The sequence below is a fragment of the Serratia sp. P2ACOL2 genome (assembly GCF_003691565.1).
Classification (GTDB): Bacteria; Pseudomonadota; Gammaproteobacteria; order Enterobacterales; family Enterobacteriaceae; genus Serratia; species Serratia liquefaciens.
Genome location: NZ_CP033162.1, coordinates 836970 through 857112, shown reverse-complemented (window position 1 = coordinate 857112; position 20143 = coordinate 836970). Strand labels below are relative to the sequence as shown.

At 56.6% G+C, this 20143-nt stretch carries 16 protein-coding genes; 5 read left to right on the top strand and 11 right to left on the bottom strand.

Going from position 1 to position 20143, the window contains the following annotated elements; all coding sequences use genetic code 11:
• The 4 genes from secD to queA form a co-directional block, all read right to left on the bottom strand.
• Positions 1-1848: a protein translocase subunit SecD gene (secD, locus tag EBA31_RS04070; RefSeq protein WP_071844576.1), complete on the bottom strand. Its 1848-nt coding sequence runs from the start codon at positions 1846-1848 to the stop codon at positions 1-3.
• A 25-nt stretch (positions 1849-1873) separates the two neighbouring features.
• On the bottom strand, positions 1874-2206 hold the full coding sequence (gene yajC, locus EBA31_RS04065; protein WP_004949246.1) for a preprotein translocase subunit YajC: 333 nt from the start codon (positions 2204-2206) through the stop codon (positions 1874-1876).
• A 33-nt stretch (positions 2207-2239) separates the two neighbouring features.
• Positions 2240-3364, bottom strand: coding sequence for a tRNA guanosine(34) transglycosylase Tgt (tgt, locus tag EBA31_RS04060; protein WP_020825462.1), 1125 nt, complete (start codon positions 3362-3364; stop codon positions 2240-2242).
• Positions 3365-3436: 72 nt separating this feature from the next.
• Complete coding sequence (queA, locus tag EBA31_RS04055; RefSeq protein WP_020825461.1) at positions 3437-4507, bottom strand: tRNA preQ1(34) S-adenosylmethionine ribosyltransferase-isomerase QueA; 1071 nt, start codon at positions 4505-4507, stop codon at positions 3437-3439.
• Between the two features lie 244 nt (positions 4508-4751).
• Here queA and EBA31_RS04050 point away from each other — a divergent pair, with 244 nt between their 5' ends.
• The 3 genes from EBA31_RS04050 to ggt all read left to right on the top strand — a co-directional run bounded on the left by EBA31_RS04050 (position 4752) and on the right by ggt (position 8160).
• The gene (locus EBA31_RS04050) at positions 4752-5333 is read left to right on the top strand and encodes an ACP phosphodiesterase (protein ID WP_122077478.1); all 582 of its coding nucleotides are present in this window, start codon (positions 4752-4754) and stop codon (positions 5331-5333) included.
• Positions 5334-5562: 229 nt separating this feature from the next.
• On the top strand, positions 5563-6165 hold the full coding sequence (locus tag EBA31_RS04045) for a peroxiredoxin C (protein ID WP_020825459.1): 603 nt from the start codon (positions 5563-5565) through the stop codon (positions 6163-6165).
• Between the two features lie 231 nt (positions 6166-6396).
• The gene (ggt, locus tag EBA31_RS04040) at positions 6397-8160 is read left to right on the top strand and encodes a gamma-glutamyltransferase (RefSeq protein WP_046374366.1); all 1764 of its coding nucleotides are present in this window, start codon (positions 6397-6399) and stop codon (positions 8158-8160) included.
• A 463-nt stretch (positions 8161-8623) separates the two neighbouring features.
• Here ggt and malZ read toward each other — a convergent pair whose 3' ends face one another.
• Positions 8624-10447 carry a maltodextrin glucosidase gene (gene malZ, locus EBA31_RS04035; protein WP_122077476.1) on the bottom strand — a complete coding sequence of 608 codons (1824 nt, stop codon included), beginning with the start codon at positions 10445-10447 and terminating at the stop codon, positions 8624-8626.
• Positions 10448-10696: 249 nt separating this feature from the next.
• Here malZ and EBA31_RS04030 point away from each other — a divergent pair, with 249 nt between their 5' ends.
• Entirely contained in the window at positions 10697-11962 is a 1266-nt protein-coding gene (locus tag EBA31_RS04030; RefSeq protein ID WP_046374368.1) for a mechanosensitive ion channel family protein, read from the top strand.
• Between the two features lie 132 nt (positions 11963-12094).
• Positions 12095-12358, top strand: a complete 264-nt coding sequence (locus tag EBA31_RS04025) for a hypothetical protein (RefSeq protein WP_048759760.1) — start codon at positions 12095-12097, stop codon at positions 12356-12358.
• Positions 12359-12391: 33 nt separating this feature from the next.
• Here EBA31_RS04025 and proY read toward each other — a convergent pair whose 3' ends face one another.
• The 6 genes from proY to phoB form a co-directional block, all read right to left on the bottom strand.
• The gene (proY, locus tag EBA31_RS04020; protein WP_122077474.1) at positions 12392-13798 is read right to left on the bottom strand and encodes a proline-specific permease ProY; all 1407 of its coding nucleotides are present in this window, start codon (positions 13796-13798) and stop codon (positions 12392-12394) included.
• 71 nt (positions 13799-13869) lie between these two features.
• Positions 13870-15189 carry a branched-chain amino acid transport system II carrier protein gene (gene brnQ, locus EBA31_RS04015; protein ID WP_020825453.1) on the bottom strand — a complete coding sequence of 440 codons (1320 nt, stop codon included), beginning with the start codon at positions 15187-15189 and terminating at the stop codon, positions 13870-13872.
• A gap of 446 nt (positions 15190-15635) precedes the next feature.
• Complete coding sequence (locus EBA31_RS04010) at positions 15636-16742, bottom strand: cobalamin-independent methionine synthase II family protein (protein ID WP_116691187.1); 1107 nt, start codon at positions 16740-16742, stop codon at positions 15636-15638.
• Between the two features lie 211 nt (positions 16743-16953).
• Positions 16954-17892 carry a PstS family phosphate ABC transporter substrate-binding protein gene (locus EBA31_RS04005; protein WP_046374370.1) on the bottom strand — a complete coding sequence of 313 codons (939 nt, stop codon included), beginning with the start codon at positions 17890-17892 and terminating at the stop codon, positions 16954-16956.
• Between the two features lie 14 nt (positions 17893-17906).
• Entirely contained in the window at positions 17907-19223 is a 1317-nt protein-coding gene (gene phoR, locus EBA31_RS04000; protein ID WP_046374371.1) for a phosphate regulon sensor histidine kinase PhoR, read from the bottom strand.
• A gap of 24 nt (positions 19224-19247) precedes the next feature.
• A complete protein-coding gene (gene phoB / locus EBA31_RS03995; RefSeq protein WP_020825449.1) occupies positions 19248-19937 on the bottom strand; it encodes a phosphate response regulator transcription factor PhoB in 690 nt (229 codons plus the stop codon).
• Positions 19938-20143: the final 206 nt, after the last annotated feature.

Sequence of the window (20143 nt, the reverse complement as noted above, 5' to 3'; positions counted from 1 at the left end):
TCAGATAGACAGCTTGTTAATGCGTTTGCCGCCGTAAAGCAGGTTGACGATGGCACGGGTACCGACAATCGCGGTGAACATGGACGTCGCCACACCGATTGCGGTGGTAATCGCAAAGCCCTTGATCGAACCGGTACCTACTGCGTACAGAATGATCGCGGTGATCAGGGTGGTGATGTTGGCGTCAACGATACTGGAGAACGCGCCTTTATAGCCCTCATGGATCGCCTGCTGAACGGAACGTCCGTTCTTCAGCTCTTCCTTGATACGTTCGTTAATCAGTACGTTGGCGTCGACCGCCACCGCCAGCGTCAGCACGATACCGGCAATCCCCGGCATGGTCAGCGTCGCCCCCGGCAGCAGGGACATCACGCCGACAATCAGCACCAGGTTGGCGACCAGCGCCGTGGTGGCGATCATGCCGAACTTACGGTACCAAACCACCATAAACACGATGGATGCCACCAAGCCCCACAAGCAGGCTTCCAGACCTTGGGTGATGTTCTGTTGTCCCAGGGTCGGGCCGATTGTACGCTCTTCCACAATCTGGATTGGCGCAATCAGCGCACCGGCACGCAGCAGCAGCGAAAGCTGACGTGCTTCGTTCGGGTTGCCGATACCGGTAATACGGAAGCTGTTGCCCAGACGTGACTGAATGTTCGCCACGTTGATCACTTCTTCCTGTTTCACCAGAATCGCACGGCCATTGGCGTCTTTCTTGCCGCTGTCCTTGTACTCCACAAACAGGGTCGCCATCGGCTTGCCGATATTGTCCTTGGTGAAGTTGGACATCGCAGTGCCGCCGGCACTGTCCAGCGAGATGTTCACCTGCGGTTGGTTATATTCGTCGGTGCTGGAAGTGGAGTCGGTGATATGGTCACCGGTCAGGATCACACGCTTGTACAGCACGACAGGCTGGCCTTCACGGGTGTCTTTCACTTCTGAGTCGCCTGGGACACGGCCATTTGCCGCAGCCGTGACGTCCGCATTGGTGTTAACCAGGCGGAATTCCAGCGTAGCGGTAGCGCCGAGGATCTCTTTGGCGCGAGCGGTATCCTGAATGCCCGGCAGTTCGACCACGATGCGGTCGGAGCCCTGACGCTGCACCAGCGGTTCGGCAACGCCGAGCTGGTTAACGCGGTTACGCAGGATAGTGATGTTCTGCTGTACCGCGTATTCGCGCGCTTCGCTCAGACGGGCATCCGTCAGGTTGGCTTTCAGGGTGTTGCTGCCGTTGGCAGAGAACACCATATCGCGCTGACGCGGACTGAGGTAGCTGATGGCCTGATCGCGGGCAGCATCGTCACGGAAACGCACTTCCACGCCGTTGTTGTCCAGCTTGCGGATAGACGCATAAGGAATGCCCTTTTCACGCAGCTCGCTGCGCAGGGTATCCATGGTCTGTTCCTGCAGCTTGCTCAGGGCAGTGTCCATGTCGACTTCCATCAGGAAGTGCACGCCACCGCGCAGGTCCAGACCGAGTTTCATCGGTTCGGCGCCCAGCATGGCCAACCAGGCTGGTGTGGCCGGCGCCAGGTTCAGCGCAACCACGAACTTGTCACCCAGTTCCGCCATCAGGGCTTCACGGGCACGCAGCTGAATATCAGGATTGCTAAAGCGAGCCAGAATGGCGCCATTTTCCAGCGCAATCGACTTGCTCGTAATCTTGTCTTTTTCTAATACGGTACGGACTTGGTCCAGTGTAGTTTCACTGGCGGCGACACCGCGCGCGCCAGTGATTTGTACAGCCGGATCCTCACCATAGATGTTGGGAAGCGCGTAAAGCAGACCGATGAAGATCACCACGATCAGCATCAGATACTTCCACAAAGGATAACGGTTTAGCACGGCAATTCCCTTCGGGAAAACAAAATTACAGGGCCTTCATGGTACCTTTCGGCAGAACGGCCGCCACGAAGTCACGCTTGATCATCACTTCCGTGGTGTCGTTCAGCGCAATGGCGATAATGCCGGTGTCAGCCACTTTGGTCACGCGGCCAATCAGGCCACCGGTGGTCAGCACTTCATCACCCTTGCCGATCGAGTCCATCAGCTTCTTGTGCTCTTTAGCGCGTTTCTGCTGTGGGCGCAGGATCATGAAATAGAAAATCAGACCGAACACCACCAGCATAATGATCAGAGAGTACGGGCTTCCCTGAGCCGGAGCCCCTGCGGATGCGACGGCGTCAGAAATGAAAAAGCTCATTGAAATTCCCTCATTAAGTTATCAATTATTAATTCAAGCGTTTAAAGGTGGAATCGGCTTACCGATCCGACCGTAGAAATCCGCAACAAACAGCTCTAATTTACCCTGTTCAATGGCCTCGCGTAAACCCGCCATCAGGCGTTGGTAGTGACGCAGGTTATGAATGGTGTTCAATCGGGCACCCAGTATTTCGTTGCAACGATCAAGATGATGCAAGTAGGCGCGGCTGTAATTGCGACACGTATAGCAATCACAGTCTTTATCCAGCGGAGAAGTATCATCCTTGTGCTTGGCATTACGGATTTTTACCACACCGTCAGTCACGAACAGATGGCCGTTACGGGCATTACGCGTTGGCATCACGCAGTCGAACATATCGATACCGCGACGCACGCCTTCAACCAGGTCTTCCGGCTTGCCGACGCCCATCAGGTAACGCGGCTTATCTTCCGGAATTTGCGGGCAAACATGTTCAAGAATGCGGTGCATATCCTCTTTTGGCTCACCGACCGCCAGGCCGCCCACAGCGTAACCATCAAAACCGATATCCACCAGCCCTTTTACTGAAACATCACGTAAATCTTCGTAAACACCGCCCTGAATAATGCCGAATAACGCATTTTTATTATTCAGTTCGTCAAAACGCTGGCGGCTGCGCTGCGCCCAGCGCAGTGACATTTCCATCGAACGCTTGGCGTAGTCCCAATCTGCCGGGTACGGCGTACATTCGTCGAAAATCATCACGATGTCGGAACCCAGGTCATACTGGATTTCCATCGATTTTTCCGGGCTGAGGAACACCTTGTCGCCGTTGATCGGGTTACGGAAATGAACGCCTTCCTCTTTAATCTTGCGCATTGCGCCCAGGCTGAACACCTGGAAGCCGCCGGAATCGGTGAGGATCGGGCCATGCCACTGCATGAAATCATGCAGATCGCCATGCAGCTTCATGATTTCCTGGCCTGGGCGCAGCCACAGGTGGAAGGTGTTGCCCAGCAGGATCTGCGCGCCGGTCTCTTTCACTTCTTCCGGCGTCATGCCTTTTACCGTGCCGTAAGTGCCGACAGGCATAAAGGCCGGGGTTTCCACCACGCCGCGGTCAAAGATCAGGCGGCCACGGCGAGCGCGGCCATCGGTAGTGTCTAATTCGTACTTCACAAAGCCTCCAGCATCAGAGAAACAGTCTGATGTCGTTAAAACAGGGCCGCGCCAGATGCGCAGCCCAGAAAATCAGGCGCCGACGGACTCTTGCTCCGCCTGCGGGTTACGGCTGATGAACATCGCATCGCCATAGCTGAAGAATCGGTACTGCTCGGCCACCGCCTGCTGATAAGCATTCATGGTGTTTTTATAACCGGCAAAGGCGGAAACCAGCATAATCAGCGTGGACTCCGGCAGGTGGAAATTGGTCACCAGCGCGTCAACCACCTGATAATGGTAGCCGGGGAAGATAAAGATGCTGGTGTCGCCGAAGAACGGGGCAATTAACGCCTCCTTGCTGGCGTTGGCGGCGCTTTCCAGGGAACGCACCGAGGTCGTGCCTACCGCCACCACGCGCTTGCCGCGAGCTTTACAGGCCAATACCGCGTCAACCACGTCCTGCGGCACTTCCGCATATTCGGCGTGCATGACGTGTTCTTCGATGGTTTCCACCCGCACCGGTTGGAAGGTGCCGGCGCCCACATGCAGCGTGACAAAGGCCATCTCGATGCCCTTCTCGCGCAGCGCGGCCAGCAGCGGCTCATCGAAGTGCAGCCCGGCGGTAGGCGCAGCGACGGCACCCGGCTTCTCGCTGTAGACCGTCTGATAAAGCTCGCGGTCAGCGTCTTCGTCCGGGCGATCGATATAAGGTGGCAGCGGCATGTGGCCGACGGCATTGAGGATAGTGAACACGTCGCGCTCATCGTTGAAACGCAGTTCGAACAGCGTATCGTGACGCGCCACCATGGTGGCGGCGATGCTTTCATCGTCGCCCAGCAGCAGGTCGGCGCCCGGCTTAGGGGCCTTCGACGCGCGAACATGCGCCAGCACACGATGGTCATCCAGCACGCGCTCGACCAGAACTTCAATCTTGCCGCCGCTGACCTTGCGGCCAAACATGCGGGCCGGGATCACCCGGGTATTGTTGAACACCAACAGATCGCCGGCTTCCAGATTATCCAGCAGATCGGTGAATACGCCGTGCGTCAGCGCCCCGCTCGGCCCGTCCAACTGCAGCAAGCGGCAACCGCTACGCTCAGATTGGGGATAGCGGGCAATCAGGGACTCGGGAAGTTCAAATGAAAAATCGGCGACGCGCATGGGTATTCACTTCTTCAATTGTATATACCCTATGAATTTCAAGTTGCAGTTAGGCGGACAGCTTGCCCATCTCCGGGAGCTTACTTGAGTAAGTGACCGGAGTGGGCAAGTGCAGCCAACAACACTGCGGCTTGAAAGGCGACGGGTATGTTGGTCATAAAAAACAGGCGGCCTAGTCTAAAGCTGTGGGCGGTCAGCGGCAAGAAATAAGGAGGATTTGCATGACTTCAGGTATAGTTGCCGGATGAATTTTCTCGCTCATCTCCATTTGGCCCAGCTTGCGGAAAGCTCGTTACTGGGCAATCTGTTGGCCGACTTCGTGCGCGGCAACCCCGCAGGCGAGTACGATCCCGAGGTGGTGGCCGGCATTATGATGCACCGCCGCGTCGACGTATTGACCGACAGCCTGCCGCAGGTCAAAGCCTGCCGCGACTATTTCTCTGCAGAACACCGGCGCGTAGCGCCAATCACGCTCGACGTGGTATGGGATCACTTTCTGGCTCGCCACTGGCAGCAACTGGAACCGTCCCTCAGCCTGCACGGCTTTACCCAGCAAGCCCGCAGCCAGATCGTGCCGCATTTGCCACTGACGCCGGCGCGCTTTCAGAATTTGAATGGTTATCTCTGGCCGGAACGCTGGCTGGAGCGCTACGCCGAACTGCCGTTTATCGGCAACGTGCTGGCGGGCATGGCCAGCCGTCGTCCACGCCTGGCGGCGCTGGCGGGATCTTTCGCCGACGTAGAGCACAATTATCATCAGCTTGAAACACAGTTCTGGCAGTTTTACCCACAGATGATGCAGCAGGCAAAAGAGAAAAAGCTGTAAGGTCAAACCAAACCCATTGAAAATGCGACGCTTTACAAGAAATTGCTTTTTAAGCCTTGCCCTTTTACGGGAAAAGGTTATTTTTAAAGCTCGCTAAATTTAATCAACGACTTTGATAGGTAAAAGCTATCTCATTGATTGGTCTTTTACCCTTTATTCACCCAGTCGTGGCCCCTATACTGGCCCTTGTTTTTACATCAACCCCTTAACACCTATTACAGGAGTAATTATGGTCCTGGTAACTCGTCAAGCCCCTGACTTCACCGCAGCTGCCGTACTCGGCAATGGCGAAATCGTTGAAAACTTCAACTTCAAGAAGCACCTGAACGGCAAACCGGCCGTCCTGTTCTTCTGGCCGATGGACTTCACCTTCGTATGTCCTTCTGAGCTGATCGCTTTCGATCACCGCTATGAAGAGTTCCAGAAGCGTGGCGTTGAAGTGGTTGGCGTTTCATTCGACTCAGAATTTGTCCACAACGCATGGCGTAAAACCCCAGTCGAAAATGGCGGCATCGGGGAAGTGAAATACGCAATGGTTGCTGACATTAAGCGTGAAATTCAGAAAGCTTACGGCATCGAGCACCCAGAAGCAGGCGTTGCCCTGCGTGGTTCTTTCCTGATCGACAAAGACGGCGTGGTTCGCGCTCAGGTTGTTAACGACCTGCCAATCGGCCGTAACATCGACGAAATGATCCGTACCGTTGACGCATTGCAATTCCACGAGCAGCACGGCGAAGTGTGCCCGGCTCAATGGGAAAAAGGCAAAGCAGGTATGGGCGCTTCTCCAGACGGCGTAGCTAAATACCTGTCCGAAAACGCTTCCAAGCTGTAATTTCAGCCCGTTAGCGTATCAACCGGCCCTCGTGGCCGGTTTTTTTTTGCGCCAAATTAGGGCGTATTGCCCAGTTATCGTGCTTCATTTCCTTGTTTCCGCTCACATTTCCCCGGCGGTTTTCCGCACGTATCCCTATCAGCAGCTAGTATCAATAACGCTGGCCCACTCTTTGCACGACACCGGTGGCAAGCCAAACACAATAAAAAAACTGACAGGGTAGGAATAACTATGTTTTTACAGAAATGGAGCAAGCCGCTGACCATGGCGGCGCTGCTGGTCAGCAGCAGCCTGTATGCCGCATCCAATCCGGCGGTCGAAGCCAAAAACGGCATGGTGGTAACATCGCAACATCTGGCCTCTCAGGTCGGCGTCGATATCCTGAAGCTGGGCGGTAATGCCATAGACGCAGCCGTGGCTGTGGGTTACGCGCAGGCGGTGGTCAACCCGTGCTGCGGCAACATCGGCGGCGGGGGCTTTATGACAGTGCACCTGGCTGACGGCACCGATACCTTTATCAATTTTCGTGAAACCGCGCCGGCGGCGGCCAATGCCAACATGTATCTGGATGCCGAGGGCAACGTGAAGAAAGGTGCCAGCCTGTATGGCTATCTGGCGGCGGGCGTGCCGGGTACGGTACTGGGAATGGAAACTGCGCGCGTTAAATACGGCAAGCTGAGCCGCGAACAGGTCATGGCGCCGGCCATCAAACTGGCGCGCGAGGGCTTTATCTTGACCCGTGCCGATACCGATATTCTCGATACGACCGTCGCGCGCTTTAAGCAAGATCCGGAATCCGCCAAAATCTTCCTGCGCGCTGACGGCACGCCACTGCAGCCGGGCGATCGCCTGGTGCAAAGCGATTTGGCCAACACCCTGACCGCTATCGCCAAAGAGGGGCCAGACGCCTTCTACAAAGGCAAAATCCCCCAAGCGGTAGAGGCGGCAGCCAAACAAGGCGGCGGTATCCTGACCGCGGCCGATTTCGCCAACTACAAAGTGACCGAAACCCCGCCGATCACCTGTAGCTATCGCGGCTATAAATTTGTATCGGCGCCCCCACCCAGCTCAGGCGGCGTGACGCTGTGCGAAATCCTCAACGTGGTTGAGGGTTATGACCTGAAAAGCATGGGCTTCAATTCGGCAGCGGCAATCCATACCATGACCGAAGCGATGCGCCACGCCTATATGGACCGTAACACCTACCTTGGCGACCCGGAGTTCATCAAGAATCCGATCGACAGGCTGGTCAGCAAGAGCTATGCCGAAGAAATCCGCAAGAAAATCGTCGCTGACAAAGCCACACCGTCGGAAAACGTACAGCCCGGCATGGAACCCCACGAGAAGCCGGAAACCACCCATTACTCGATTGTCGATCATGATGGCAACGCCGTCTCTACCACCTATACCGTTAACGGCCGCTTTGGCGCGGTGGTGATCGCACCGGGCACCGGCTTCTTCCTCAATGATGAAATGGATGACTTCACCGTCAAGGTCGGCGAGAAAAACCTCTATGGCCTGGTGCAGGGTACCGCCAACAGCATTGCCCCCGGTAAGCGCCCACTATCGTCGATGAGCCCGACGCTGGTGACCAAAGACAATAAAATCTTTATGGTACTCGGCTCGCCGGGCGGCTCCCGCATCATCACCATCACCCTGCAGACCGCGCTCAACGTGATTGACCACGGCATGGCGCCGCAAGAGGCGGTAGATGCGCCACGTATCCACCATCAGTGGTTGCCGGATGAGGTTTACTACGAGCAGCGCGGCGTTTCTGCCGATACGCTTAAAATCCTTGCCGGTATGGGTTACAAGATGGTTGAGCAAACGCCGTGGGGCGCGGCGGAGCTGATTCTGGTGGGCCTGCCGGGTGCCGCCGGAGTCAGCCCGGCCAACTCCGGCAACGATTCGGCAGTGTCCGGCAAGGTGCGCGAAGGCTACCTGTACGGTGCCAATGACGTTCGCCGCCCAGCCGGTTCTGCCGTGGGATATTGATCGGCTCATTGGGCGTGTGAACGCCCACTCACTGAATTAAGGGCCGGGATACCGTAATGCCGTTCACTTAAGGTGTTTTTTAGGCCTGTTCAATATTTTTTCGGTCGATAAACGGGTAAAGCTCCATGAGGCTCTTAAGCTCCGACCGAGCAAGGCGGCGTTGTCAGGGGCAACCGGCCAGGGAAGGCCGGTTGAGGCGAGACTAACAGGGAGGTTTGTCGTAGCCGACCCGCCCGACAACGCGGGTGCAGCGAGGGTATCCGCGCAGCGGACAGAGGGTGTTAAGCGAGGGCGCGGGTGGAGGGGCCGCGCCTACGGCCCCTCCCATTGCCGTTCATTGCGGTGGCAGAGAAATGCGGGATATTGACGGCAATTCTGCCTGCACTGAGCCTTCAGGGACCGAATAAAAAATGCCCGTCAGGCTTAAGTGAACAGCATTGCAGAATATCGGCCCTTTTCTGTCTTAACCCAGCCGCCGCCACAGGGTCACGGACTCTTCACCCAGCTGCAGCGCCATCGCATTCTGCGTTTCTTCCATTTCGCCCTTTCCTTCCAGCCGCTGCCATTGGCCTGCGGCCAGCAACGGCGTGTACGGCAACGTCACTGCACCGCTGCCAGCACGCTGCAATGCCACCAACACCTGTTCTTGTTGATAGAGACGCACAAATACCAAGGTCTCTCCGACCGCGTGCAGCACCTGACAGCCACCGCGACGCAGCGCCAGGCTCTGTTTGCGTAGCGCCGCCATTCGCTGGAACAAAGCCAGCAGGGGCCGATCCCAGTGGCTCTCATCCCACGGGAAGGGTTTACGACAGAACGGATCGTTGGCGCCATCCAGGCCAATTTCATCGCCATAATATAAACAGGGCACACCGATCCAACTCATCAGCCACACTGCCGCCATCTGCATCCGCGCCCGGTTGCCCTGCAATAGCGTCAGAAAGCGCGCGGTATCGTGGCTGTCGAGTTGATTGAACTGGATCAACTGGCGGCCATGCGGCAAGCCTGCCCGGTAGCCGTCCATCCATTGTGCGCACTCCGCCGCCGACATCCGCACCGGGTGATGCGCGACGTCCAATCCGGCGAGAAACCCCCTCACCGGCAGGGCAAAGCCCATGTAGTTCATCGCCGCATCTTCAACGCCGGCATGCAGCCAGCGCCGCGCATCGCCAAAATGCTCGCCCAGTACATAGGCCTGCGGATTTTCCTGCTTAACCGCGTGATAAATGCCTGCCAGATGCCGCAGGTTGCCGGTGGCCCCGCCGTTTTCACCCAGCATATGCACCACGTCCAGCCGCCAGCCGTCAATGCTGTAGGGCGGGCGTAACCAATGGCGCACTACGCTGCCCTCACCGCGATAAATCGCCTCCGCCACCTGGGGTTCGGCAAAGTTGAGCTTCGGCAGGCTGGCGTTGCCCTTCCAGTCAAGCGCACGGCCATCCGGGTAGAAATTAAACCAGCCACGATAGGGAGAATCCGGGTGGTGGCAAGCGCCGCTGTCGCCTTGCTGGTGACGATCAAACCACGGGTGGGAATCGCCGGTATGGTTAAATACCCCGTCGAGTACCAGTTTCATCCCCACCTTGTGAGTGCTCACTCGCAAACGTTGCAAGGCGACGTTGCCGCCCAAATAGGGATCGACCTGATAATAGTCTTCGGTATCGTATTTATGCACGCTGGGTGCGGTAAAGATCGGGTTCAGATAGAGCGCCGTCACGCCCAATTGCTGCAGGTAAGGCAATTTTTGGCTAATGCCGTCCAGGTCGCCGCCATAGAAGGTGGACGCGGCGTGTCGGTCCTCCAGCGGCTGCTGCCAGTCACAGCGAACGACATCGCAGCCGGCGGCATGGTGACGATAGCTGCCGCTCTGAATGCCGTGTTCGCCGCCGCTGCTGGCAAAGCGATCGGGAAAGATTTGATAGAAAATCTGGTCGGCCACCCATTGCGGGCTGCTGTCGGGCACGTCGACGGCAAATTGCGTCAATTGTCCCGGCGGCGTCAGAGACTCTCCCTGTGGACCGAACCATTGCTGGCGGTCGGCCCAGACCAGCTTGAAGCAGTAACGGCGGGTTGCCTCGCCCTCATTCAGGGTCAGGCTGGCCTGATATCGCTGCAACCCGCCAACCTGCTGCCCTTTCATGATCAGCAGCCATTCTTCATTGTCCGGCTCGGCGCGTAAAAAAACCTGTTCAGGCAGTTCATTGCCCTGTAACCACAGCGTGATATCCAGGCGTTGTCCCTTCTTCACCACAAAAGGCGGGACCGGTTGATGCCAGGCGTTAAGCATGACTTTCCTCCAGCTGTACAAAACGAAATCGACGACGTTATTCAATGCCACGAACAATGCCACGTTGAGTGTCAGTCCCCCTCCTCTCTGGCCGGTAAACTCGGGGAGGAGCCGGGGGGTGGAGATAAGCAGTCAGCGCTAACCCTATGTAAAAAAGGGTAAACAGCCGCACATTATGACCCGTAACCATTAGGCTAACGTCTTTTGAGTGTATTGGATATTTTTCGCGCATTTTTTAAAGGAGCGGCAATGCAACAACAGATAACCCTGTGGCTGGAAAAATTCGGACTGGAATTTAGCGGAGTCATGTCCCTGCTGATGGTGCTGGGACTGATCGTCCTGATTTCGGTAGTGATCCACCTGGTGTTGCACCGCGTGGTGTTGGCAGCAATCCAACGCCGTGGCCAACGGTCGCAGCGTGTCTGGCAGCAGGCGATCACCCAGTACAAGCTGTTCCAGCGCATGGCACTGTTGCTGCAAGGGGTGATCATTAATCTGCAGGCGGTGCTGTGGCTGCACGCCGGCAGTGAGACCCAGGCGATTATTGTCACCGCCGCTCAGGTGTGGATCATGGGCTTCGCCCTGCTGTCGCTGTTTTCCTTACTGGACACGCTGCTGGCAATGCTGCGCCAAAGCCCGATCTCCAATCAGTTGCCGCTGCGCGGTATTTTCCAGGGCCTGAAGCTGGTCGCGGCGATCCTGATCGGCATCATGATCGTTTCACTGCTGATGGGAAAATCACCCTTGCTGCTGCTCAGCGGCCTGGGGGCGATGACTGCGGTGCTGATGCTGGTCTTTAAGGACCCGATCCTCGGCCTGGTGGCCGGCATCCAGCTTTCCGCTAACGACATGCTGAGCATCGGCGACTGGCTGGAAATGCCGAAATACGGCGCCGATGGCGCGGTGACCGACATTGGCCTCACCACGGTGAAAGTGCGCAACTGGGACAATACCGTGACCACCATCCCGACTTACGCGCTAATCTCCGACTCCTTCAAAAACTGGCGCTCCATGTCGGAATCCGGTGGCCGCCGCATCAAGCGCAGTATCAATATCGACACCACCAGCGTGCATTTCCTGTCGGAGGAAGAACAACAGCGCCTGAACCGTAACCCGCTGCTGCAACGCTACCTGAACGATAAAACGCAGGAGCTGAGCCAGCATAATCAGCAGACTGGCGTAGATCTCAGTTCACCGCTCAACGGCCGCCGCCTGACCAATCTTGGCACGCTGCGCGCTTACCTGGTGGCCTATCTGCGCGCTCACCCCGGCATTCACCAGAATATGACGCTGATGGTGCGCCAGTTGGCACCGCTGCCAGAAGGTTTACCGCTGGAGATTTACGCTTTCACCAACACCACGGTATGGGCTGAATACGAGAGCATTCAGTCGGATATCTTTGACCATATCCTGGCGGTGATTAACGAATTCGATTTGCGGGTGCATCAAACGCCGACCGGTAACGACATGCGCAGCATGCTGAACCCCCTGCGACAGGCGGCAGACATTTCCTGACGCAGGCTGACGTAACTGTTTCTGCTGGTAATTATTCTCCGCCAATTGCCAGCAGATATCTCCAGCCTCTTTTCTTGCTCACCTAAAGCGGTGTTAATACGCTCACCCAGCCACCGGAAAGAAGAGATGCCATTGCTGAAACAGGTAAAACATCGGCTGTTTACCCTGCTGGCCACGCTGTTGTTCATCGGCTGTCTGCACAGCGCTTCGCTGGATGAAAGCCGCATGAGCCGTACTCTGCAACCGTCGCTTAGCGCCCTGAGCAGCAACATGCAGGATATTCGCGAAGTGCTGGCACGCTGTGCCGGCGAGGGGAAAGAGGAAAGGCTGAGCGACAGCAGCCTGCGTATCGAAGCGCGCGCCTCCGGTGACGACGAACCTGAGGAAAAGCATTAAAAAAACACCGGCTCATGGCCGGTGTTTTCATCTTCAATCCTGTTGCTGCGCCAGCGTCGCCAGCTTCTTCTGGCGGTTGACCTTGAAGTAATATCCCGCCAGCAGCACCGCCACCCACACCAGCCCGGCGTACAGCGATACGCGAGTCGTTGGGAAGTAACCAATCAGACCGATGATAAACACCAAGAAGATGATCGCTACCACCGAGGTAAACACCCCGCCGCGCAGTGGGAACGCCAGGCCTTTCACCTGCTCTTTGCTCAGACTGCGACGGAAGGCAATCTGCGAGAACAGGATCATGATCCACACCCACACGGTGGCGAAGGTCGCCAGTGAAGCAATCACCAGGAACACGTTTTCCGGCATGATGTAGTTGAGATACACCGCCAGCAACAGCGCCAGCATCATCACCACCACTGTGACCCACGGGATCCCGCGTTTGGACACCTTGCTGAACATCTTCGGCGCATGGCCCTGCTCGGCCATGCCGTGCAGCATGCGGCCAACGCCAAACACATCGCTGTTAATCGCCGACAGCGACGCGGTGATCACCACAAAGTTAAGGATGCCCGCCGCCACGGTAATGCCCATATGCTGGAAAGTCAGCACGAACGGACTGCCGTTGGTACCCACCTGATTCCACGGGTAGATAGACATAATGACAAACAGCGTACCGACGTAGAACACCAGAATACGCCACGGTACCGAGTTGATGGCCTTGGGAATGGAGGTTTTCGGGTCCTTGGCTTCACCGGCAGTGATACCGATAATCTCGATACCGCCGTAGGCGAACATCACCAACTGTAGCGACAGGATCATGCCGATAAAGCCGTTGCTGAAGAAGCCGCCGTTAGACCACAGGTTATGGATGCCGGTCGGCTGCCCACCGTTGCCAATCCCCCAGATGATGATACCGATACCGGCGGCAATCATGATGATGATGGTGGCGACTTTAAAGAAGGAGAACCAAAACTCCAGCTCACCGAACACCTTCACGCTCATCAGGTTGATGGCGCCTATCACCAGCACCACGCTCAGCACCCAAATCCAGTGCGGTACCTCAGGGAACCACACGCCCATATAGATGCCGAAAGCGGTCACGTCGGCAATCGCGACGATCAAGATTTCAAAACAGTAGGTCCAACCGGTGATATATCCGGCCATCGGGCCCAGGTAGTCCTGTGCATAACGCGAGAACGAACTGGCCTGCGGGTTGTTGACCGACATCTCGCCCAGCGCACGCATGATGATAAAAGCGACGAAGCCGCCAATCAGATACGCCAGCAAAACGCTAGGGCCGGCCATTTTAATCGCGTCCGCCGAACCGTAGAACAGGCCGGTGCCGATAGCCGAACCCAAAGCCATAAAGCGAATGTGACGGGTGCTGAGACCGCGTTTTAGCTTATTGGGCGTGGGAGCGGTGGGTGACTGTTGTTGCATGAAAATAACCCGTGTTTTTTAAACGTAAAAAAGCCACGGACAAGTCCGTGGCCCAAAATTTAGCCGGGGGATTAGGAGTGCGCGGTCACTTCGGAACGCGTACAAACCCGGTCATAAATCGCGACCAGCACCAGCATCAACAGCGAAGGCGACAACCATGCCAGACCCTGTTCTGCCAGCGGCAGGTGATTGGTCCAATCCGGCAGCACTTGCTGGAAGGCGGACGCTTTCACCGCGTCAAGGATACCAAACAACAGGCTGACTAACATCACCGGCGCGATAATACGCGGCGCGCTGTTCCACCAACGCAGGGTGAAGCTCAGCACCACCAGCACGATACACGGCGGGTAAATCGCGGTCAGCACCGGAATGGAGATTTGGATCAGATGGCTCAGGCCCAGGTTGGACACCACCATCGAGAACAGCCCCAGAATAAACACCAGCGTCTTGTAGGAGAACGGCAGATATTGGGCAAAGAACTCGGCGCAAGCGCAGGTCAGGCCAACCGCAGTCACCATACAGGCGATGAAAATCAGCGCCGCCAGGAAGAAGCTGCCCAGCCCACCGAAGGTGTTTTGCACGTAAGCATGCAGGATCACCGCGCCGTTGGTCGCGTCGGGTACCAGCACGCCGCTGCCGGAGCCCAGCTTAAACAGGCTCAGGTAAACCAGCGTCAGGCCCACACCGGCAATCAGCCCGGCCAGGATGGTGTAACGCGTCAGCAAACCGGCATCTTTGACGCCGCGGGAACGCGCAGCATTAACGATGACGATGCCGAATACCAGCGCGCCCAGCGTATCCATGGTCAGATAGCCGTTGACGAAGCCGGAAGAGAAAGGAACGTTCTGATAAATGTCGGTCGCCGGGATAGGCGTACCTGCCGGCCAAACCAGCGCGGCGATGCCGAGCGCGCCCAGCGCAACAATTTTCAGCGGTGCCAGTACGTGGCCCACGGTATCGAGCAGGCGGCCCGGATACAGCGAGATGCCGATCACCAACGCGAAGTACACCAGGCTGTAAATAAACAGCGGCATGGCGCCATCACCGGTCAGCGGTGCAATGCCCACTTCAAAGGAGACGGTCGCGGTACGCGGCGTGGCGAACAGCGGGCCTACGGCCAGATAGCAGACGGTAGCCAGCAACAGACCGGCGCGACGGCCAATCGGCGAGCTCAGGGCGTCAATGCCGCCACCGACGCGCGCCAGGGCGATCACGGTCATCACCGGCAGACCGACGGCGGTGATCAGAAAGCCGATAGCTGCGGTCCAGACGTGTTCACCGGACTGTAAACCGACCATCGGCGGGAAAATGATATTCCCGGCGCCGACGAATAAGGCAAAGGTCATAAAACCCAATGCGATAATATCTTTTGACGTTAAACGATGACTCATACGATGTCGTGTTGCCTGTTCAAATGAAAAAAAATGCCCGATATGGAGGTAGCGTTAAGCCCCATCCGGTTGCCGGCTTGCCATTTCATCGCGAGACCAATAAGAGCAGAAAACGCATAACGTCCGGCGTTTTGTCCTTATTCGAAAGTGACCACTCATGATGATGGGCAGAGTTTTAGGAGTTATAAATGGAGGTTTAGTCCGACAACGGAGGCTAAGTTAAACGTTTATAGCGTTGAAAGGCAAGTCGCATGACAAAAAGCAGAGCTATCGACCAGATTATCTTTCGACACCAGTCGATCATAGGGGCTATCAATAAATATACAATACATGATTTGTATCATTTTTGAGCAACGCATTCACAAAACGTGAATAAGATGCCTCATGACCGCGCGAAACCGCCAATAAACCACCAGTTTCCGCGCGGTCTGAACCGATTTTTTGCCCTACCAAACCTGCTCGGCAATATTCACCACGCTTTGCAGCTTATTCCACTGCTGCTGCTCACTCAGGCTGTTGCCCTCTTCAGTCGAAGCGAAACCGCACTGGGTGCTGAGGCAAAGCTGTCGACGGTCGACAAACTGCGCCGCCTCTTCAAGCCTTTGTTTCACCTGCTCAGGGTTTTCCAGTTCCCCGTTTTTGGTGGTAATCAGGCCCAGCACCACCTGCTGTTTGCCCGGCTTGATAAAACGCAGCGGCTCGAAACCACCGGAACGCTCATTGTCGTATTCCAGGAAGAAAGCGTCGATATTCACCTGACCAAACAGGATCTCCGCCACAGGTTCATAGCCGCCCTCGGAGATCCAGGTGGAGCGGAAATTACCGCGGCAAACGTGCAACCCGATGATCAGATCCTCCGGCTTGTCAGCGATCGCCGCATTCAGCACATCCGCGTATATGCGCGCCAGAAGATCCGGATCCTCTCCACGCTCGCGGATCTGTCGCCGTTGATCGTCAGAGCACAGGTAGGCCCACACGGTGTCATCCAGTTGCAGATAGCGGCAACCGGCATCATAAAACGCCTTGATCGCCTCGCGGTAGGTCTGCGCCAGATCGTCAAAATAGGCGTTCAGATCCGGATAAACCTGGCTGTCGATGGCCTTACGCCCACCGCGAAAGTGCAGCACGCTCGGGCTTGGAATGGTCATCTTCGGCACCGCATCACCGGCGATGGCCTTCAGAAAACGAAAGTCCTCCAGCATCGGATGCTGCGGGTTGAAGCCCAATTTGCCGACCACCTTGATACTGCGCGCCCGCGTCTGTACGCCGTTAAACTGGATCCCCTGCTCCGCGTCATAACCTTCCACGCCATCCAGCCCTTCCAAAAAGTCGAAGTGCCACCACGCTCGGCGAAACTCTCCATCCGTCACGACCGCCAAACCGAGATCTTTCTGTTTTGCCACCGCCAGACGGATCTGTTGGTCTTCAACTTCCCGTAACTGAAGGGCATCAATCTCGCCCTGCAGAAACTGTTGGCGAGCGGTTTTCAGCGCCGCAGGGCGTAACAGACTGCCGACAACGTCAGCGTGAAAGGCAGAATTGCAATCGCACATAATATGACTCCCGCTAGCCGGCAGAAGCTCAGGCCTTTGCCTCAGTGATTTACAGTGTGAACTATTGCGCCGGGTTATCAAATAGACTTCCAGACGTCTAGATTACTTATAATCAGCATGCTGTCACGTCGACTGAGGGGCGGCAACGGAAGAATTTTCACAGGGGATGAAAGAAATTCATGTTGGGCACTCAAGGTGCCCAGAGGCAGGCTTATTGCAGGCCCAGCGCCAGGCGGGTTTTCTGCAGAGTCTGTGGCGGCAGTGGCAGATAGCCGTCGTGATTGACCAGATTTTGCCCGGTGTCCGACAGCACGCGATCGAGAAATGCCGCCGTCAGCGGCTCCAGCGGCTGGTTGGGCGCTTTATTAATGTAAATATACAGATAGCGCGACAACGGATAGCTGCCGTTACGCACGTTGGCATCATTTGGCGTCACATAGTTTTGGCCGGTCTCAGCTAACGGTAACAGCCGTACGCCGCTGGCGCGAAAACCGATACTGGCATAGCCGATACTGTTCAGCGAACCGGCCACCGCCTGCACGACTGAAGCCGAGCCCGGCAGCTCATTGACGCGCGGCATAAAATCGCCGCCACACAGCGCACGCAGTTTGAAATAGCCGTAGGTGCCGGAGGCCGAATTACGTCCAAAACGTTGCAGCGCACGCTGTTGCCAATCACCGGTCAGCCCCAGTTCCCCCCACCTCGTCAGAGGCTGGCTTTCGCCACAGCGCAGAGTCGCGGAGAAAATTCGGTCGAGCTGCTGCAGATTAAGACCGCGCAGCGGATTGTCCTGATGCACCAGCACCACCAGCGCATCGACCGCGACCGGTACCGCCAACGGCGCATAACCGTAACGATGCTCGAATGCAGAGACTTCCGCGGCCTTCATCGGGCGACTCATCGGGCCAAGCTGCGCTGCACCAGCCGCCAATGCGGTTGGCGCCGTGGAGGAACCGGCGGCCTGGATTTGCAGATTAACGTTGGGATAATGCTGGCTGAAGTCCTGCGCCCACAGCGCCATCAGGTTCGCCAGCGTATCGGAGCCGACGCTAGACAGGTTGCCGGACAGCATGCCATCCGGCTGTGCCAGCGCGCCTCGGCTTGCCAACAGCGCCAGGCAAAGCAACAGCCCTCGGGTGATTCGGATCATGCCAGCCTCTCGCGTTAATTTTTCACCGCATTCTCTGACAAAGCTGCGGGAACAATCAACCGGTTAGGCAAGGTAAAGATAAATCGGGTGCCGATGCCCTGCTCGCTAAGGATCTCCAGCCGCGCATCGTGGTGACTGAGCGCATGCTTGACGATCGCCAACCCCAACCCGCTGCCGCCGGTCTGGCGTGAACGGGCTTTGTCAACGCGGTAGAAGCGTTCGGTCAAACGGGGAATATGTTCGGCCGCGATACCCGGCCCATTATCACTGACCTGAAACTGCGCGCCGTTTGGCGTCTGCTGCCAGCTGACCTCAATATTGGTGCCTTTCGGCGTATGATTGACGGCGTTATACACCAGATTCGACACCGCACTGCGAAGTTGGTCATCGTTACCGAACACTTTCAACTGCTCATTCACCCGGAAGGTGATCTCGTGGTTGCCGCCGCTCAGCGATTGCGCCTCACGTTGTAACACCCGCAACATCAGGGGGATATCAACCCGCTCGTTCATTTCAACGTTAGGCGCCGCCTCGATGCGCGACAGCGTCAGCAGTTGCTTGACCAGTCCGTCCATGCGGCGAGTCTGCTCCTGCATGGTGCCCAACGCCTTACCGCGCAGCGAACCATCCAGCTCTTCGTCGCTCATCATTTCCAGGTAACCCTGCAATACCGTCAGCGGCGTGCGCAGCTCGTGGCTGACGTTAGCGAAGAAGTTGCGCCGAGCCCCTTCCAGTTGACGCATCTGGGTCACATCGCGGGCTACCATCAATAATTGCCCTTCGGAGTAGGGCATCACACGAAACTCGACGTAATGCTCGTTATTCAGTTGCAGCGTCAAAGGGCGGGAGAACTCCTGCTGTTGCAGATAGTGACTGAACTCCGGATAACGCAACAGGTTGAGAATGTGCTGGCCATTGTCTTCCGGCCAGCGGAAACCCAGCAAATGCTGCGCCAGCCCGTTGCACCAAAAGATATTGCCTTCGACGGTAGTCATCACTACCGCATCGGGCAGCGATTCCGCTCCGCTACGGAAGCGTTTGATCAACAGCGCCAGCTCACGGCGCCGACGACGGTTCCGTTGCTGCATCTGATACAAGCCGTAAAACAGCGGTTCCCAGCTCCAGCGGCCAGGCGGCGGCGTCATGCTGCGGTCAACCCACAGCCAGTGGGAAAGTTTGAGTTGATTGTAGAAATTCCATACCAACGCCGCCAGCACGGAGGCCAGCAGCAGCCAGGGCAGATAACCGAAAATCAGCCCCAACAGTAAGGCAGGCAGGCAGAAAAGGGCCAGCTCCAGGGCCAGCCTCTTCCAGGATAGACGTTCTAACACGGCATATTCTCCAGCGCGGCGCGATCAGTAGCGCGTTGAGAATCGGTAGCCGGTGCCCCGAACGGTTTGAACCATTTTGTCATGACCACTGGTCTCTAACGCCTTACGGAGCCGACGGATGTGCACGTCAACGGTGCGGTCTTCCACATAAACGTTAGTGCCCCAGACGTGATTAAGCAACTGCTCACGGCTATAAACGCGTTCAGGATGGGTCATAAAGAAGTGCAACAGCTTGAACTCGGTCGGCCCCATATCCAGCGCTTGTTCGTTAGCCATCACGCGGTGTGAGGAAGGGTCCAGGCTCAGCCCTTGCATTTCAATCACTTCTTCCACCGCCATCGGTGAAATACGGCGCATTACCGCCTTGATGCGCGCCACCAGTTCCTTCGGTGAGAAGGGTTTGGTGATGTAATCATCCGCCCCGACTTCCAGGCCGCGCACCCGGTCTTCTTCTTCACCGCGCGCGGTCAACATCATCACCGGAATATCGCGGGTCAGCGCTTCACGCTTCATATGTTTAATAAACTGAATGCCGGATCCCCCGGGTAACATCCAGTCGAGCAACACTAAATCAGGGAACGGCTCAGACAGGCGCGTCACGGCGCTGTCATAATCCTCAGCTTCCAACGGTTGGTAACCATTCTGTTCCAACACAAAGCACACCATCTCACGGATCGGCGCTTCGTCTTCCACCACCAGTATGCGTCTTGCCATCGTCAATCCTGCCAATGTGTTAGCGATCACAGTTGATTGCGGGCGCCATTATGCGTCAGTTTTGTGACACTTTTATGAAAAAAGCGGGCTGTTATAGGCAGTAAGCATAGCGATTATTTCCAACGTCAAAGAAAAATCATTCAGTTGTCATAATGATTGCGTCACGACAGCCGCCGCAACGCCCTTTATAATCACCGCCATTACCC

Bases quoted from the DNA above. Each gene is read 5' to 3' on its own strand.
- yajC (WP_004949246.1), bottom strand. From the start codon at position 2,206: ATGAGCTTTTTCATTTCTGACGCCGTCGCATCCGCAGGGGCTCCGGCT.
- queA (WP_020825461.1), bottom strand. From the start codon at position 4,507: ATGCGCGTCGCCGATTTTTCATTTGAACTTCCCGAGTCCCTGATTGCC.
- EBA31_RS04050 (WP_122077478.1), top strand. From the start codon at position 4,752: ATGAATTTTCTCGCTCATCTCCATTTGGCCCAGCTTGCGGAAAGCTCG.
- EBA31_RS04045 (WP_020825459.1), top strand. From the start codon at position 5,563: ATGGTCCTGGTAACTCGTCAAGCCCCTGACTTCACCGCAGCTGCCGTA.
- ggt (WP_046374366.1), top strand. From the start codon at position 6,397: ATGTTTTTACAGAAATGGAGCAAGCCGCTGACCATGGCGGCGCTGCTG.
- malZ (WP_122077476.1), bottom strand. From the start codon at position 10,447: ATGCTTAACGCCTGGCATCAACCGGTCCCGCCTTTTGTGGTGAAGAAG.
- EBA31_RS04030 (WP_046374368.1), top strand. From the start codon at position 10,697: ATGCAACAACAGATAACCCTGTGGCTGGAAAAATTCGGACTGGAATTT.
- proY (WP_122077474.1), bottom strand. From the start codon at position 13,798: ATGCAACAACAGTCACCCACCGCTCCCACGCCCAATAAGCTAAAACGC.
- brnQ (WP_020825453.1), bottom strand. From the start codon at position 15,189: ATGAGTCATCGTTTAACGTCAAAAGATATTATCGCATTGGGTTTTATG.
- EBA31_RS04010 (WP_116691187.1), bottom strand. From the start codon at position 16,742: ATGTGCGATTGCAATTCTGCCTTTCACGCTGACGTTGTCGGCAGTCTG.
- EBA31_RS04005 (WP_046374370.1), bottom strand. From the start codon at position 17,892: ATGATCCGAATCACCCGAGGGCTGTTGCTTTGCCTGGCGCTGTTGGCA.
- phoB (WP_020825449.1), bottom strand. From the start codon at position 19,937: ATGGCAAGACGCATACTGGTGGTGGAAGACGAAGCGCCGATCCGTGAG.